Origin of the sequence: Psychrobacter sp. CAM01 (genome assembly GCF_032842965.1) — a bacterium.
Lineage (GTDB): Bacteria > Pseudomonadota > Gammaproteobacteria > Pseudomonadales > Moraxellaceae > Psychrobacter > Psychrobacter celer.
Genome location: NZ_JAWJBL010000005.1, coordinates 53749 through 69755, shown reverse-complemented (window position 1 = coordinate 69755; position 16007 = coordinate 53749). Strand labels below are relative to the sequence as shown.

Below are 16007 nucleotides of genomic sequence, written 5' to 3'. Positions count from 1 at the left end.
CACAGATGGCATTTTGCCTATTAAGGCACAATTGATACAAGCGTATGACACAAAAAAGGCAGCCCCATGGCTGCCTTTTTTCTATTTTTTATAATACTGATTATTTTTTGCTTTTGGTCACGCCGGCCTCTTGTAGCAGTGCACCCAAAGTCCCCATTTTGGCTGATGCGTCGGCTTTTGGCGCCTTGCTGCGGTTAGAGGCATTGTCATTAGCTTGACGATGGTCACGCGGTTTTGTTGCACGTTTATCCGCTGGGCGCTTATTGTTTGGACGATTGCCGCGCGGACGGCTCGCTTTTTCATCACCAGCAGTATTGCGGGTCGCAGGCTTGGCGGCTGGCCGCGCTGATTTTTCTGCTTCAGGCTTCATGCTAAAGCCAATACGGCCGCGTTTTTCGTCGATAGAGATGACACGTACTGAGACAATATCGCCTGGTTTGACACGGTTCATCGGATCAGCGACAAAGTCATTGGCCATCTGCGAGATATGTACCAGCCCGTCTTGATGTACACCGACATCCACAAAACACCCGAAGGCGGTGACGTTGGTGACCACGCCTTCTAGCTGCATGCCTTCGCTTAAGTCCTTAATGCTATTGACGTCTTCACGGAAGTTAGCGGTCTTAAACTCAGGGCGTGGATCGCGCGCAGGTTTTGCCAGCTCTTCAATGATGGCTTTTACACTGACATTGTCGTCATTGGCCGCCAGTGCTGTGGTATCAACGCTATTTAACACCCCATCATTACCCAGTACCTCTGACAATGCTTTACCGGTTTGCGCCAGCAAGCTGTCAACCAATGCATAGCTCTCTGGATGGACGCCTGTCGCATCCAGTGGATTGCTGCCACCGTGGATACGCAAAAACCCTGCCGCTTGCTCAAAGGTCTTAGCGCCTAGACGTGGGACGTTTTTGAGGGATTCACGGCTATCAAATGCGCCGTGCTCTTTGCGGTAAGTCACGATTTGCTGAGCGACGTTTTTGTTTAGACCAGCGATATGCGCCAAAATAGCAGGACTGGCGGTATTTACATCGACGCCCACCGCGTTCACGCTATCCTGCGTGACTTTATCGAGGCTATCTGCCAATTGGTTTTGGTTGACATCGTGCTGATATTGACCCACGCCAATGGCTTTTGGATCGACCTTGACCAGCTCAGATAGCGGATCTTGCAAGCGACGGGCGATAGAAACCGCACCGCGTACCGAGACATCTAAATTAGCAAGCTCATCACTGGCAAGCTCACTGGCAGAATAAACAGACGCGCCTGACTCATTGACGATAACAGCTTTGGCTTTTAATTCAGCGTTGGCGGCCAAAATCTCTTTGATCATCGCATCGGTTTCGCGGCTTGCCGTACCATTACCGATAGCCACCAAATCAACCTTATAAGTGCTCAGTAGCTCATCGATGACTTTTTTGGCCTCATCCATCTTATTATCAGGGGCAAATGGATAGACAGTCGCCACCACAGGTTTGTCTTCATTATCTAACATGACATGACCTTGGGCATCGACAATGGCCATCTTCACACCGTGACGGATACCTGGATCGACGCCCAAAATCACCTTGCGGCCAGCAGGCGCAGCCATGAGTAGATGCTGTAAGTTACTGGCAAACACCTCAATCGCATCAGCCTCAGCAGCCAAACGTTTTTCGGTCAATAAACGATGCTCGATATGCGGACGCCATTTATCCTTCCACAGGCTGGTCGCCGCCGCCTGCAAAAACTCACGACGAGCAGCAGGCGCTTTGGCATCGATATCAAAGTGGCTGATGATTTTTTCGATAAAGGGAGCGTCTTCGCCATCGATTTTTAGGCCCAAGACATTTTCTTGGCGGCCACGCAGCATCGCAAGCAGGCGATGATTGGGCAGGCGCGCAAGGCTTTCGCTATGCTCAAAGTAGTCTTTAAACTTCTCGCCCACTTCGCGTTTTTCGTCACTGGCGACAGTCGATACGATGCTCGCTGTCTTTGCAAAGCCATTACGCAAGTTATCAAGCAAATCCAGCGCTTGCGTCCATTCATCAACGATGATGGCTTGTACGCCTGCCAGTTGCTTGTCTAGATCACCGAAGTCGACCTCTATCTCATTGCCCTTGTCATCAGAGATACTGGCTGGCGCCTCATAATCTGCCAATGCATCAGTTGGGGTAATCTCTTGGGTCAACAGCGCTTGTGCTGGTACGTCCAAACCGGCAGCGCGGGCTTTGGCCGCAGGAGAGCGGCGGCGCGGGCGGTATGGCAGATAGATGTCTTCTAGCTCAAGTTTCGATGTCGCATTGTCAATGCGCGCCTGCAGCTCATCTGTCAAGTTGCCTTGCGTGCTGAGCAGCTCAGTGATTTTGAGGCGGCGGCTGGCCATGTCACGCTCATAGTTGAGCGATTTTTCTAGCGCTCGCAGCTGTGCATCGTCAAGATTTTGCGTCTTTTCTTTACGGTAACGGGCGATAAACGGAACTGTCGCGCCTTCATCATAAAGTTTGACAAACGCATTGACTTGAGCAGTCTTAATGCCAAGCGCGCGAGCAAGCTTGTCGTGAATATTCGCGTGTGTGGTTGCATCCAAAACCTGTGTATTTGTCTGGGTTTGAGATGGCGTTAAGGTATCAGTGCTACTCATATACGTATCAATCGTTGAGAAATGTAGTTTTGCATTATAGCAAAAGCTGCATGAATAAAAATCCTTTTTATCTTTTTGCGCTTTTGCCTAGATTTTATGGTCGATATCGCCTTTTAACCTTTCTGTTTCGGCCTTGTTAAACAAACGCATACAGCATTTATCCTGATGGGTGATGCAATTGCTGGTGCAATCTTATACACTAAAGTATCAGCGGCGCAGTTTGGTGATGTCTTGTAGAGTGAATCTCTAAGTCTGACTATTTTGTATCGTTTACCGCCGCTACATAACCGCGTGTACTTCTATATTTAGAAGGCTATAGTCGAAGCCAAATAAATCAGATACCTGGCTATCAAGTCGCTCAATGAAACGGTGTTTTTATATTGGATTGACTATAGGGCATATGAAGAGGGATCTTTGTTGTTAGATAATTTTTTAGACAGTTTTTAATCACAGAGCAAATAATGATAAGGGTGTTGCTCAGCGCAATTTATGCGTGACACCGATAATGAATGTTCATAATAATTTTTATAAGAGGATGCCTGTATGACAGATAATAATAGCCCAGATACTTTGACTCAGCGTATTTTGGTCGTCGATGACGATGCCCGCTTGCGCTCTTTGTTGCAGCGCTTTTTAGAGGACGACGGTTTTGTCGTGCGCACCGCCCATGATGGCAGCCAGATGGATAAACTGATGCAGCGCGAGTTGTTTTCGTTGGTGGTGCTTGATTTGATGCTCCCAGGTGAGGACGGCATTAGTATCTGTAAGCGCTTGCGTGAGGACAATGCCGACATCCCTATCATCATGCTCACCGCCAAAGGTGGCGACGCTGATCGTATCGCTGGCCTCGAAGCAGGCGCTGATGACTACTTACCAAAACCCTTTAACCCAAAAGAGCTGCTGGCACGTATCAAAGCGGTACTGCGTCGTCAAAACCGTGAGCTGCCAGGTGCGCCAAGCCATCAGCTAGAAGTAGTAGAGTTTGGACCATGGACACTTGATTTATCAACGCGTACGCTCAAACGCGACGGCAATGTCGTGACTTTGACGACAGGCGAGTTTTCTGTCCTAAAAGCCTTGGTGCAACATCCGCGTGAGCCATTGACTCGTGATAAGCTTATGAATCTGGCGCGGGGCCGTGAATGGGGTGCAATGGAGCGCTCTATTGATGTACAAGTCTCACGCCTGCGCCGCTTGATTGAGGACAATCCGTCACAAGCGCGCTATATCCAGACGGTATGGGGCGTGGGTTATGTGTTTGTACCCGATGAGGCAGAGGCCGAAACCGCCAAGAGTGAATAGCTATAGCTTTTGACTGATCTAATTTCTTTTAATATAGGCCGTGTTTGGTTACTCACAAACACGTGCCAATATGATGAGCATACCTGTGAAAAACCCAATTATTTTTCAAAACATACCCTGCACCTTAGTGACAGGGTTTTTGGGTGCTGGCAAGACGACCCTCATCAATCACTTACTGACTACCAAACCGACCGAGCAGCGCTGGGCGCTATTAATCAATGAGTTTGGTCGTATCGGTATTGATGGTACGCTGCTAAAAGGGGCTAATTGGTGGCAGGCGGCGCAAGAGACGATCGCGGTACGGGAGGTCAGCGGCGGCTGTATTTGCTGCACCAGTCAGCTACCCTTACAAATCGCCATCAGCCGCCTACTCAGTGAGCACAAGCCGCAGCGTTTGCTCATCGAGCCGACCGGACTGGCGCACCCTCGCGAGCTCGTCCAGCAGCTGAGCGAGCCACATTGGCAAACTGCCCTACAAATGCAAGCGGTACTCACTGTCTTAAACGCCAAACAATGGCAGCAAGCCAAATACCGTGAGCATGAGGGCTTTGCGGTGCATGTAAAAGAGGCCGATGCACTGATTATCAATCGTTACGATCATCTAAGCGCCGACGAAATACAAGCGCTACAAGCATGGATAGCCACACTGAATCCGCACGCTACTATCCTTTGGGCGGCACATGAGCCTGCTGCGGCCGTTAGTCATGACAGCGATCACAGCAACAATCCTGAGGGCAGCAGCAATGGCAGTAGCGACAAAAGTGACGCGCTGCCAGCCTATATCGCCATGCTACGCGAGCAGTTGACCAGGCCCAGTCAGGTCTTAAACCGTCAGCATAAGATTGCGCTTGGGCCATTGGCCAAATCAGCACTTCGCACGCCATTGCAGGGTAACACTCCTGTCGTCTCTGCGTTGGCCGGTACTCCCTTGACTGGCAGTAGTGCCCAAAATAATACCGATAGCGAGCTGCCTTATCGTTATCACGAGACACAGCAAGACCTGCTCTTGGCCGGTTGGCGACTGCCAGCGCATTATGTGCTGCCCGCAGATACCTTACAAAGTTGGCTACTGAGGCTACCAAACTGGCAGCGCATCAAAGGCGTGGTACACACCTCGGATGGTTGGTTGCAGCTGAACTTCACGCCTGATAGCCTAACTACCCGTACAGTCAGTGCGCAGAGTGATAGCCGCTTGGAGGTCATTTTGCAAGGTGCTGACAATGGCAGCAATGATGGCGCTGACCATACGCCCATCGCTATCGACTGGCAACCCTATGATCGTCAGCTTATGGCAATGGTCGTGGTATTAGGGTAGCGGGCCTCTATTTACTTATTGGTCGCTTCTGTATAGCTTTAATACAGGCTATACACATAAAAAAGCCAATATTGTAGAAGTATTGGCTTTTTCAATTCACTCTTATCATGTATGCCTGCTATCGAAGCTGACTGTCCTTACTGCCGCGCCGATTAAACAGCTCCGTTGCCCGTGCGGTTTGTTCAAGCTCGCTTTGACAGCCGACACAATGCTGCACACCGGGTACGGCCAGTCGCCGTGCTTGTGGTATCGCATTGCCACACTCATCACAGAACTCAGCGCTTTCACCTTTAGGCATAGCCCGTCGCGCCCGCTCTAATGCGTCGTTGACCGTTGCATCCATTTGCTCATGCTCAGCACCATCTCTTGACCATCCACCTGCCATAACGTCATCCTATTTATTATTAATGCTATTTAGCTTTTAGACAATAAAAGCCTTTAATAACAAATAGATGGGGTTATCTCTATGGATTACAATGCCAGTTAGGGGCGGTAGATGATGACGCCATCATCAGATATAGGCTAAGCACGATGAGACGTGACTGAGTCTATATCTGATTGGCGAGCACTAGTCTTTTGGTTGCAATTCGACCACTTGCCCGCGCACGCCGATACTGGCATCACTCATCAAACAGACATAACCTGCCATGATATCCTCAGGGGTTTTTAGGCTCATGGGGTTTTCTCCTGGGTAGGCATGAGCACGCATGTTGGTACGCGTCCCACCCGGATTGATACAATTAAAACGTAAATTGGTTGTGTTTTTTGTCTCTTGAGTAAAGATATCGCTCATACCCTCCACTGCTTGCTTGGAGAGCGCATAGGCACCCCAAAACGCGCGCGGATGTGTGCCCACACTACTAGAGGTAAAGACGATAGAGCCATTGTCTGCATCTTTGAGCAGCGGTAATAGCGCCTGCGTCAGCATAAATGTCGCCGTACAATTGACCTTCATCACTTGCGCAAAGGTATCGACGTCATACATCTCAAGCGGTGTTAGCTGCCCAAGCAGGCCAGCATTATGCAAGATACCATCTAACTGGCCGATTTCTTTATCGATCAGTCCCTCTAGCTGCTGCATCTCGGCATAAGTGGCACCCTCTAGGTTCATCGGTAGCATGGCAGGCTGCTTGCCGCCAAAGCTCTCAATCTCATCATAGACATATTCAAGCTTGCTGCTGGTACGTCCGAGCAACAATACAGTCGCACCATAGCGCGCATAGGTCAAGGCGGCGACCCGCCCGATACCGTCACCTGCTCCTGTCACCAAAATAGTCTTGCCATCCAAGCAGTTGTCCGGGGGTACAAAGCTGCGGATCTCGTCATGTGTCAACGGCTGGGTAAAACCAGCTGTGTCTGTACTGCTCTGCGGTTTGGTTGGCTGATTCGTAGTGTCACTCATGGCATTACTCACTGCTTATTATTAAATAGTTAGGATGCGTAATCGTTACTTCGATAAATGGCTTATAGGCTTATCTTGTAGAGGCTATAAATAATCGAACTGACCCGAAGACAATAAAAGTTTATTTAATGCTTCAGGTGTCTCAGTAATATAGTCTGCGCCCCATTTTTTTAGGCTTTTTTGGTCTTCAGGCGGGATATAGCCATAAGCGGCCAAAATCGTCGGCATGCCAGCGGCGTTACCGGCTTCGATATCGCGTATATGATCGCCGACATACAATACGCAGCCTGCCGCACCGCGCGGAATACCGAGCTTCTCTAAGGCCACATACATTGGCTCAGGATCAGGTTTTGAGCGCGAGACATCGTCGGGACACACCAGCACCGCGCAGCGCTCATCTAATTGCATCACATTGAGCAACTGCTCGGCCAAATAACGCGGCTTATTGGTGACGATACCCCAGGGCACGTCTTTTGCCTCCAGTGTGCTCAGCACCTCGTCGAGCGCAGGAAACACGCAGCTATCGACGCAGATGTCTGCTGCGTAATCGTCCAAAAACTGCTGACGAAAGCGCTGCAGCTCTTCATCACTCGCCTGCAGTTGGTCATTATGACGCAGCATCAGCTGCACCATCGCCGAGGCTCCGGCAGAGACTTGCTCTCGAATTTGCCCCTCCGGCGGCGCTTGCCAATCGTTTTCACCGCTCATCTTTGCGATGATACGGACAAAGTCGGCAGCAGTATCGATTAACGTCCCATCAAGGTCAAATAAAACCGCTTTTACAAATTGGCTCATAATAAATGCTCTTAGTCTAAAAGATAAATGTAGGCAAAATCACTTGAGGGCGGCGCTATTGTAGTGGCTTTTGTACCGCCATCATATAATTGACATCGACGTTTTGTGCCAGCCAGTAGCGTTTGGTCAGCGGATTATAGTGCAGGCCAATGATGTCTTGGCGTCTAAATCCAGCATGGACAGCCATTTTGTCAAGCTCAGCGGGGGTGATGAACTTGGCATAATCGTGAGTGCCGCGATCAAGCAGACGCAGCACATACTCTGCACCAATGATGGCAAACAAATAGGATTTGGGGTTGCGGTTGATCGTCGATAGCACGCACACCCCGCCTGGTGCCAGCAGCTCAAAACACGCCTGCACAATCGACTGAGGGTCCGGCACATGCTCCAGCATCTCCATACAGGTCACCACATCGAACTGACCGGCGTGCGTTTTTGCCAGCGTCTCTACAGGGATATGCTGATAGCGCAGCGTGTGCCCAAGGTCACTTTGCTCGGCGTGGAGGGCGGCAGCTTTTAGGTTTTCGGTCCCCAAATCAATGCCTGTGACATCTGCGCCGCGGCGTGCCATTGATTCTGACAATATCCCGCCGCCGCAGCCCACATCCAGCACTTTTTTGCCCGCCAGACCCTGCTCGGCGGTCTTATCAGTGTACTGCTCATCAACAGAGGACGGTGCGCTTTGATAGCCGCGTTTGATATTTTCTTCTATCCAGTTGAGGCGTAGTGGGTTTATTTCGTGCAATGTTGCAAAGGCGCCCGTGCTGCTCCACCACTCCCCTGCCAGCTTATTAAATTTATCCACCTCGCTGGCATCCACATTGATGCTGTTAGTCTCGGCATCATTGACGCGGCTATCGGTATGCTCATTGGCAGTTGACGAAGAAGCATGGACTGAGCTCATGATATTTCCTTTATTGTCATTATAAGTGTCGTATATGAAAGGATTGTCGTACAACGTCTACAACGCGCACGACGATATACTCAATATTAGCATGAGAGTAGCGGTTTTGTCGTGAGGTACATCGTCACGGATTGTGAGTCATGGCTATTGATTCGCTCACAGCTTTACAACCATTCGTTAAGAATCGGATTCACAAGCGCCTATGTTTTACGTTATCATAGGCGCTACTCTATGGTAGGTCGACCGTACTCGACACTCTATCGTTTATACAGCTTGTAGCACTTTTGGCCTGTCTAAGCGGTAAAACCCATCATCACCCTAAGTTTATACATCTCAAGGATAAAGTATGAAACGTGTCATCACACTGACTGGTCTGGCTATGGCTATTGGTCTTGCCACTATGGGCGCACAAGCTGCCGACTATGTCGCCGGAAAAGACTATCGCGTGCTCGACAATCCAGAAAAAATCAGCGGTGACGCCATCATTGTTCGTGAGTTTTTTTGGTATGGCTGCCCGCATTGTAACGTCCTCAATCCGCATATGGAAAAGTGGGCAAAAACCAAAGACAAAGATGTCGCATTCTTCAAGACCCCAGCGGCGCTCAATCCTGTTTGGGAAGCCAACGCCCGTGGTTTTTATGCCGCCCAGCTATTAGGGTTTGAAAACAAAACCCATGACGCTTTGTTTGATGCCATTCATAAAGACGGCAAAAAACTCTTTGACCAAGCATCATTGAGCAAGTGGTATGCGTCAAAAGGCGTGGATGAAAAGAAATTTAACAGCCTATACAACTCGTTTGCCGTCGGCACAAAAATCGGCCGCTCACAAGCTGGCGCAAAGCGTTATCAGCTCTCAGGGGTACCAGCAGTCGTGGTACAAGGCAAATACGTCGTCACTGGTGAAAGCGCCAAAGTACCCAAGGTCGTTGACTATTTGGTTGACAAAGCACGCGCTGAAAAGAAATAAACCCAGCCCTTTTTAACCGAGCGCGTTGATCTTATCGCAGCCTCGGGCATATATATCGTGATAGCAAGCTTATAAATAAAAGCCAATCATTTGATGATTGGCTTTTTTATTTGTTTACGTTTATAGCGTTTATAACATTGGTAGCGACGCTGGGCAGTTATTTTTTGAGCTGCGACAAGATGGCCACTTCTCGTATATAACTGGCCAAATCGGCTTCTGACTCTGCTAGTAGCTCATCATCTTGCATATGCTTGGCGTACTCAATCCATAGTAACAGCTGATACATGCTGTTGCGCTCAGAGGCCTTGTATTGTTTGACAAACTGCTTTAGCGTGCCTTCATCATTGATATTGAGGCGCTCATACCAGCTCTCGATTTTGGAGACTTGCTCTTTTGGAAAATAAGCATCAAACAACGCTTTGACAAGCTCGTGGCGGTTTTCTTCGCCGATAAGCTTACCCACACGCTTAGTCTGACGATTGCGCGCATTGGCGCTGGTGATGTCCGCCAATGCCATCAGCTCAGCCATAAAATAATCACTGGCTGGCAGTTTTTTTAGCTGTTTTTTCGACAAGCTTGCAAGCGGTATGGATAACTGCTGCAAGCGCTCATGGGCTTTTTTGAGTTCTGTGCGCGAGACGCGCATATCCTGTTCTGACCAGTCAATCATAAAAGCGTTCCGAAGTGATGAATAGTAAAATAATAAAGTGCACGTCTGCTAGGAGTTTACCACCGGCTTTTTTCGCGGTGCTTGGCCAACACTTTGACCCCTGCTGGCATGTTCTGTGCCAAACGGCGCTGCAAGGTATCTGTGATAAATACCGAGCGATGCTTACCGCCTGTACAGCCAATCGCCACCGTCACGGTATGACGGTTATTGTGCAAAAACTCAGGCAGCCAGCGCGTCAAAAACTGCTCGATATCGTCCGTCATTTCTGCCACTTCTGGATAATCGGCAAAAAATGTGGCGACCTCTGCATTTAGACCAGTCGCCGCTCGCAGCTCAGGGTTCCAATGCGGGTTTGGCAACACCCTCACATCAAAGACAAAATCAGCATCTATAGGGCTGCCATACTTAAACCCAAAAGACAAAAGATTGATGACAATCTGATTGTCCATACCGATATGCGCACGTAAGCTGTCTTTTAACTGATGGATATTTAAGCTGCTGGTATCGATTCTGATATCAGCGTGACCTGCTATCGGCTCTAGCAGCTCTATCTCTCTTTTGATGGCCGCTGGCAAGTTAAAGGCGATATGACGGGCATTATCACTGTCCACATCTTGCGACATCAGCGGATGGACACGGCGAGTGGCATTGAACCGCGCGATCAAAGTATGCTCTTGCGCGGTGACATAAACGACTTTGACCGCCTGCTTGCCATACGTTGTTTTTAGCGCCTCATAAGTCTCGGCAAAGTTAGACAGATCAGCGCGCGGTGTGCGAATATCGACCCCAAGGGCGATACGGCGTATACCACTTTCCATCACCAGCTTATGAGCTGCCTGTGGCACCAAAGACAAAGGCAAATTATCGATAGAATAATACCCAAGATCCTCTAAGATATTGAGCACTGATGTTTTGCCAGAGCCTGAGCGACCTGAGACGACAAGGATGCTAAGTGCATCTGCGGCGGCTGACCGTCGCACTTGCTCCAAAGCCTGCTCAGACGGCTGATTGCTATTATGTTGATCCATGTCCATCACTCACCTGTCCTAGGTTATCCAAGCCACCAAGCCACCCTACTCAGCCCTCATAAAAGTAGCCGTGCTTTATGCCACAAAGCAGCTATGGCGATTGTTATCAGTAATTGACGCTACTGCTTCCTGCACATTGCGATGGCTAATGATATAACGGCAAATTGCATGATGGCTAACTGCATGAGAGCGAATTGCATAAGGACTACTTGAGAGTCACTAGCTGATTGTCCAATAAACGCGCGCGCCCCAGCCATGCCGCTACCAAAATAACCATGTCTTGCTTATCTTTATCAAAACCTTCTGTTATAGCATCCAGCTCAGCGGTTTTTATCTCTAAATAGTCAACAATAAACCCTGCATTTGTGAGTTGCTCACGCGTCTGTGCAAGTAGCGCCGCTATGTGCGGCAATATCGAGCCTTGCGGCGCTATCTTTATATCTTGTAATTGCTGCGCCAAATCCTGCAGCGCTTGATGGAGCACAGGAGCCACTTGCCGCTCGCTGGCCGTTAAATACTGATTGCGTGACGATAGCGCCAAACCATCGGCAGCACGGACAATGGGCGCAGCGATAATCTCTAGCGGATAACTAAGGTCTCGCACCAATTGCTTGATAATCGCCAACTGCTGGTAATCTTTTTGTCCAAACACCGCCGCATCAGGCTGGATGATATTGAACAGTTTTGACACCACTATACCCACACCATCAAAGTGTCCAGGACGTGACTGCCCGCATAGCTGCGCGCTAATCGTCCCCGCCAGCACTGCTGTCGCAGGCGGCAAGACTGGATACATCTCCTCGATACTGGGCGCAAAGACATAGTCTGCCGCCACTGTGGCAAGCTTTGCCACATCGTCGTCCAGCGTGCGCGGGTAGCTATCAAAATCCTCACCTTCACCAAACTGCGTGGGATTGACAAAAATACTCACCACCACGATATCAGCGTGTTGCTTGGCGATGTTCACCAGCTCAAGGTGGCCATCATGCAAGTTACCCATCGTCGGCACCAGAGCGATAGATTGCTGAGTGCGATACGGCTGCAGCGCTGCACGCAAGTCTGATATCTGCTGATAAATGATTGGCATGATAAAGCCTTCTGTTCTTAATAATCGTAACTGCCCAAAGACAAAGTCAAACTCACTAAAAGATCAAACTATCATCAATCCAAAAAGCTAGCTAAATTGATGCTGAGCAGCAGGAAAGCTGCCGTCGCGCACTGACTGCTGATACAGGGCAAACGCGCCTTCAATACTGCCAGCATGATTGCGCGCATCGGTCAAAAAATCATGGACAAAACGCGGTACGCGGCCGTGTGCCATACCGAGCATGTCATGCATGACCAGCACCTGACCATCGGTATCTGCGCCTGCACCGATTCCGATCACTGGTACCGCGACTGCTTGGGTCACCGCTTTGGCCAGCTCAGCGGGCACACATTCTAGTACCAACAGCGCTGCGCCTGCGTCGACGACGGCTTTGGCATCAGCCAGTAGCTTGTCTGCTGCTGTCTCACCGCGGCCTTGGATTTTATAGCCACCAAAGACATTGACTGATTGCGGCGTCAGTCCCAGATGCACACACGTTGGTGTGCCTGCCTGCGCTAAGGTCGTGACCAGCTCGCACAGCTCACGACCACCTTCTATTTTCACCACATGCGCGCCCGCCTGCATCAGCTTGCGGCTATTGGCCACCGCTTCTGGCAACGTGACGTAGCTCATAAACGGCAGATCTGCCAAAATTAAGGCGCTGCTATTACTCCGAGCGATATTGGCAGTATGATAAACCATATCGTCAACCGTGACTGGCAGCGTTGAGTCATGGCCTTGAACGACCATCCCCAAGCTATCACCGATTAAGATCGTGTCAATCTGCGCCTTGTCCATCATCCGCGCAAACATCGCATCGTAGCAGGTCAAGCACGTAAACTTAGTGCCTTCTTTTTTAAATTTATTTAGCGTAGATAACGTCGTCATATAGCCCTCAATCCCTTTGATTATCAGCTGAATATCTGGCGAGCTCACCGCTCATGAGTTACTTTTTAATAACTTGAGGCCTGTCCAATCGCAGCTTGGTGGATAGTCCGCAATCGGCTTGCCCAATACCTGTAGCTCTGGCGCTATCTCACGTAGCGGCAGCAAGACAAAGTTACGCTCACACAATCCAGCATGCGGTATGGTCAGCTTAGCATCCGTCATTTGCAGCTGATCATATAGCAAAATATCGACATCCAAACTGCGCTCACCCCAACGGCGCAAACGCGCCCGTTTTGCTTGTGCCTCTAGCTGCTGACAAAACGCCAATAGCTCAAACGGCAATAACGTCGTCTCAAACCCCGCGACCGCATTGACAAAATCAGGCTGGTCTTGTGGCCCCATCGGCGCTGACGCATAAAACGATGACACCCGAAGATGACGTATCTGCGCATGCGCCTGCATCGCGTTGAGGGCAGTCTGTAGATGTTCGGTCGGCGAGCCCAGCTCATTGGCCAAATTACTACCCAACCCCACATAGGCGCATGCCCACTCTGCCGCGTCCTGATTATTGCCGTGATCAGTTGTGCTATTGACATCTGCGGCACCATCGGTACTTTGACTGTTATGAAGGCGATTATTCATACCATTGGCTCTCACAGTCACCGATCAAGTGTCTTCAGCACTAGGCTGTCGACGGCGACGCTTTGCGGGTATCGGGCCTTTATCCGTCTCTATCAGACTGATGAGCGGCTGAGGCATTTCAGTTTGTATTTTTTTGCTTGCGCTGGGCGCGGACGTTTTTTTCGCAGTAGCGGCTTTTCTATCTTCTATGCCGCGATTAGCTGACGGCTCAGCTTCGGTAGTAGACTGAACAGCTGGCTTTGGCGCTTGTTTTGTATAAGCCTTAGTCGGTTTTGCGGGCGTCTGCTCGCTGGCATCGGTCGCTTGTGGTTTGGTCGTAGTAGCAGTACTGCTGGGCTGACGACGGCGACGCTTATATGGTATCGGCGCATTATTGAGACTCACCAATGCTGGCGACTGGGCAACCGTGAGCGCAGGCTTATCTGGCACCGATGCGACGGCTGACGGCTTATCATCGCGGCTAACAGCTTGAGCCGATGGCGTCTGCTGTGTTGTGGATGAACTTTCTACTTGCGCCTTTGATTCTTTTTGCGGTCGTTTTTGCGGCTGTTTAGGCGCGGCTTGCTGTTTGTCTTGAGCAGCGCTTTGAGCCTCTTTATCTTGCGGCAGCTGTTTTTTTAGCGGCGGTACGACTGCTTCGTGCTCGATGACAAACAATGGCTTTGGCGCGGCAGGCTTTTTGTGCGACTGCTTGATAGCGGCCAGTGATAATTGCTGCAATTGTGCCAGCTCAGCCTCGTCCTGCGACAATGACTGATTGTCATCATGACGGCCAGCGCTTGACTTACTGTTTGGCTGATTATTTGATTTGCTAGTCGCTGGCTGTGATTTGGCACGGCGGCGACGCGCAGGGATACCGCCTGTATCAGCACTGTCTTTTTGAGGCGCATTTGATGGCTTGGACGACGCGGTATCTGTCACACTCTCGATACTGCTATTTGACTTTTGGTTTTGGCGATTGCGCCCGCGGCTGCGTTGGCTTTTTTTGTAAGCGCCGCGGCGTATGTTTTCATCAAATGCGTCAATCGCTTGCTGCTGCTCGGACGTGGAGAGCGTCTGATACGTCTGCCACCATTCGCCCATACCATTGGTCGACTCAGATAATGGGTGCTCAGCATCGCCGCACTGCTCACGCAGCAATAAAAAATCAAAGCCTGCGCGAAAACGTGGATGCTCAGAGAGCTGGACGATTTGCTTGTTACGTGGTGCAGACAGCTTGGGCTGCAAAATCCAGATATCACGGATAAATTGCTCAGCAAACTTTGGAATGGCGGTTTTGATACGCTGACGGTCGATGACTTTGCCAGCGGCGTGCAGTTGCGCATCGGCAAAAGGCATGTTGCGTTTTTTGGCTTTTTCTAGCTGGTGCAGGTAGTTTTCCCACAACAGCGCCGCATAAAAGAACGCCGGATTGATGCTTTTGCCAGCAGCGATGCGCTTGTCGGTATTGATCGCCACTTGCTTGACCAGTGCGCTTGGCTCAGCAGGTGGATAAATGACCAAACTATCCATCGCCCCTGACTCAAACAATAACGGCAATAGCGGCACCAAATAACCACCGGTAAACATCTTTTGCGTCTCATCATAGAGACGATGCGGCGATATTTGCTCAAGTAGCGCCCAGTTGTCCTCATGGAACTGCTCAGCCAATGCTTCATCAAACTCAAAGCCAAGTTTGGCCTTAAAACGCAGCGCCCGTAGCAGACGTACAGGGTCTTCTTCGATACGAGTAGGCGCGTGGCCAAGCAGACGAATGATGCGATTGTCGATATCGTCAAGCGCCCCGCAAAAATCATGGACCACGCCTTTGAGTGGTTGATAATAGAGCGCATTGATAGAAAAATCACGACGGGCAAAGTCTTGTTTGATATCGCCCCAGACATTGTCGCGCAAAATCATACCATCTTGGTTGGTATTGGCGTTGTTGGTCGGTGGCCCGCGAAACGTCGCCACTTCAATCAGCTCACGGCCAGAATACACATGCGCCAATTGAAAACGGCGACCGATGATACGGCAGCGCTTTCCAAAGACGTCTTTGATCTCATGCGGCTTGGCATCCGTCACTGCGTCAAAGTCTTTTGGACGCAGACCCAATAACGTGTCACGCACCCCGCCCCCGACGATATAGGCATCAAACCCAGCTCGGGTCAATGTGGCAATGACTTCAGTAATGGAATTGGGTAATTCAGATTTATTCAGTTCTAACTGCTTGGCGGCACGCTCGGCCATGCATCTACTCCTCGCCGGTATTCTTTGATCACCCCTAACAGACACAGTGTTTATCAGGCGGATGTAACGACTAGTTTAACAAATTTTGCGCCTGCTGGGTGTGTTATGACCGTTACTTACGTGCTATTTTGTCAATATTCGCCTTGATTATTGCC

At 50.0% G+C, this 16007-nt stretch carries 14 protein-coding genes; 3 read left to right on the top strand and 11 right to left on the bottom strand.

The genetic code is table 11. The features are described 5' to 3' along the window. Positions 1-100 precede the first annotated feature (100 nt). The gene (locus tag R0I52_RS01935) at positions 101-2623 is read right to left on the bottom strand and encodes a Tex family protein (RefSeq protein WP_317052926.1); all 2523 of its coding nucleotides are present in this window, start codon (positions 2621-2623) and stop codon (positions 101-103) included. 543 nt (positions 2624-3166) lie between these two features. Here R0I52_RS01935 and ompR point away from each other — a divergent pair. Further along, positions 3167-3925: a two-component system response regulator OmpR gene (gene ompR / locus R0I52_RS01930; protein ID WP_075102182.1), complete on the top strand. Its 759-nt coding sequence runs from the start codon at positions 3167-3169 to the stop codon at positions 3923-3925. A gap of 85 nt (positions 3926-4010) precedes the next feature. Continuing rightward, entirely contained in the window at positions 4011-5240 is a 1230-nt protein-coding gene (locus tag R0I52_RS01925) for a CobW family GTP-binding protein (protein ID WP_317052925.1), read from the top strand. A gap of 118 nt (positions 5241-5358) precedes the next feature. Here R0I52_RS01925 and R0I52_RS01920 read toward each other — a convergent pair whose 3' ends face one another. The 4 genes from R0I52_RS01920 to ubiG all read right to left on the bottom strand — a co-directional run bounded on the left by R0I52_RS01920 (position 5359) and on the right by ubiG (position 8341). After that, positions 5359-5625: a DksA/TraR family C4-type zinc finger protein gene (locus tag R0I52_RS01920; RefSeq protein WP_317052924.1), complete on the bottom strand. Its 267-nt coding sequence runs from the start codon at positions 5623-5625 to the stop codon at positions 5359-5361. A gap of 183 nt (positions 5626-5808) precedes the next feature. After that, positions 5809-6642, bottom strand: a complete 834-nt coding sequence (locus R0I52_RS01915; protein WP_105244591.1) for a YciK family oxidoreductase — start codon at positions 6640-6642, stop codon at positions 5809-5811. A gap of 84 nt (positions 6643-6726) precedes the next feature. Continuing rightward, positions 6727-7437, bottom strand: a complete 711-nt coding sequence (locus R0I52_RS01910; protein WP_317052923.1) for an HAD-IA family hydrolase — start codon at positions 7435-7437, stop codon at positions 6727-6729. Between the two features lie 55 nt (positions 7438-7492). Continuing rightward, positions 7493-8341 (bottom strand): bifunctional 2-polyprenyl-6-hydroxyphenol methylase/3-demethylubiquinol 3-O-methyltransferase UbiG, encoded by an 849-nt coding sequence (gene ubiG, locus R0I52_RS01905; protein WP_317052922.1) that lies wholly within the window; start codon positions 8339-8341, stop codon positions 7493-7495. A gap of 346 nt (positions 8342-8687) precedes the next feature. Here ubiG and R0I52_RS01900 point away from each other — a divergent pair, with 346 nt between their 5' ends. Further along, the gene (locus R0I52_RS01900; protein ID WP_075102176.1) at positions 8688-9308 is read left to right on the top strand and encodes a thiol:disulfide interchange protein DsbA/DsbL; all 621 of its coding nucleotides are present in this window, start codon (positions 8688-8690) and stop codon (positions 9306-9308) included. A gap of 157 nt (positions 9309-9465) precedes the next feature. Here the strand turns inward: R0I52_RS01900 and yjgA are convergent, their stop codons facing one another. The 6 genes from yjgA to pcnB all read right to left on the bottom strand — a co-directional run bounded on the left by yjgA (position 9466) and on the right by pcnB (position 15852). Next, complete coding sequence (yjgA, locus tag R0I52_RS01895; protein WP_317052921.1) at positions 9466-9978, bottom strand: ribosome biogenesis factor YjgA; 513 nt, start codon at positions 9976-9978, stop codon at positions 9466-9468. A gap of 56 nt (positions 9979-10034) precedes the next feature. After that, the gene (gene rapZ, locus R0I52_RS01890; protein WP_317052920.1) at positions 10035-11006 is read right to left on the bottom strand and encodes an RNase adapter RapZ; all 972 of its coding nucleotides are present in this window, start codon (positions 11004-11006) and stop codon (positions 10035-10037) included. A gap of 205 nt (positions 11007-11211) precedes the next feature. Then, positions 11212-12093, bottom strand: a complete 882-nt coding sequence (gene panC / locus R0I52_RS01885; RefSeq protein ID WP_317052919.1) for a pantoate--beta-alanine ligase — start codon at positions 12091-12093, stop codon at positions 11212-11214. A gap of 87 nt (positions 12094-12180) precedes the next feature. Next, a complete protein-coding gene (gene panB, locus R0I52_RS01880; RefSeq protein ID WP_317052918.1) occupies positions 12181-12981 on the bottom strand; it encodes a 3-methyl-2-oxobutanoate hydroxymethyltransferase in 801 nt (266 codons plus the stop codon). 51 nt (positions 12982-13032) lie between these two features. Continuing rightward, positions 13033-13623 (bottom strand): 2-amino-4-hydroxy-6-hydroxymethyldihydropteridine diphosphokinase, encoded by a 591-nt coding sequence (folK, locus tag R0I52_RS01875; RefSeq protein ID WP_317052917.1) that lies wholly within the window; start codon positions 13621-13623, stop codon positions 13033-13035. A gap of 24 nt (positions 13624-13647) precedes the next feature. Continuing rightward, entirely contained in the window at positions 13648-15852 is a 2205-nt protein-coding gene (gene pcnB / locus R0I52_RS01870; RefSeq protein ID WP_317052916.1) for a polynucleotide adenylyltransferase PcnB, read from the bottom strand. Between the last annotated feature and the right edge of the window lie 155 nt (positions 15853-16007).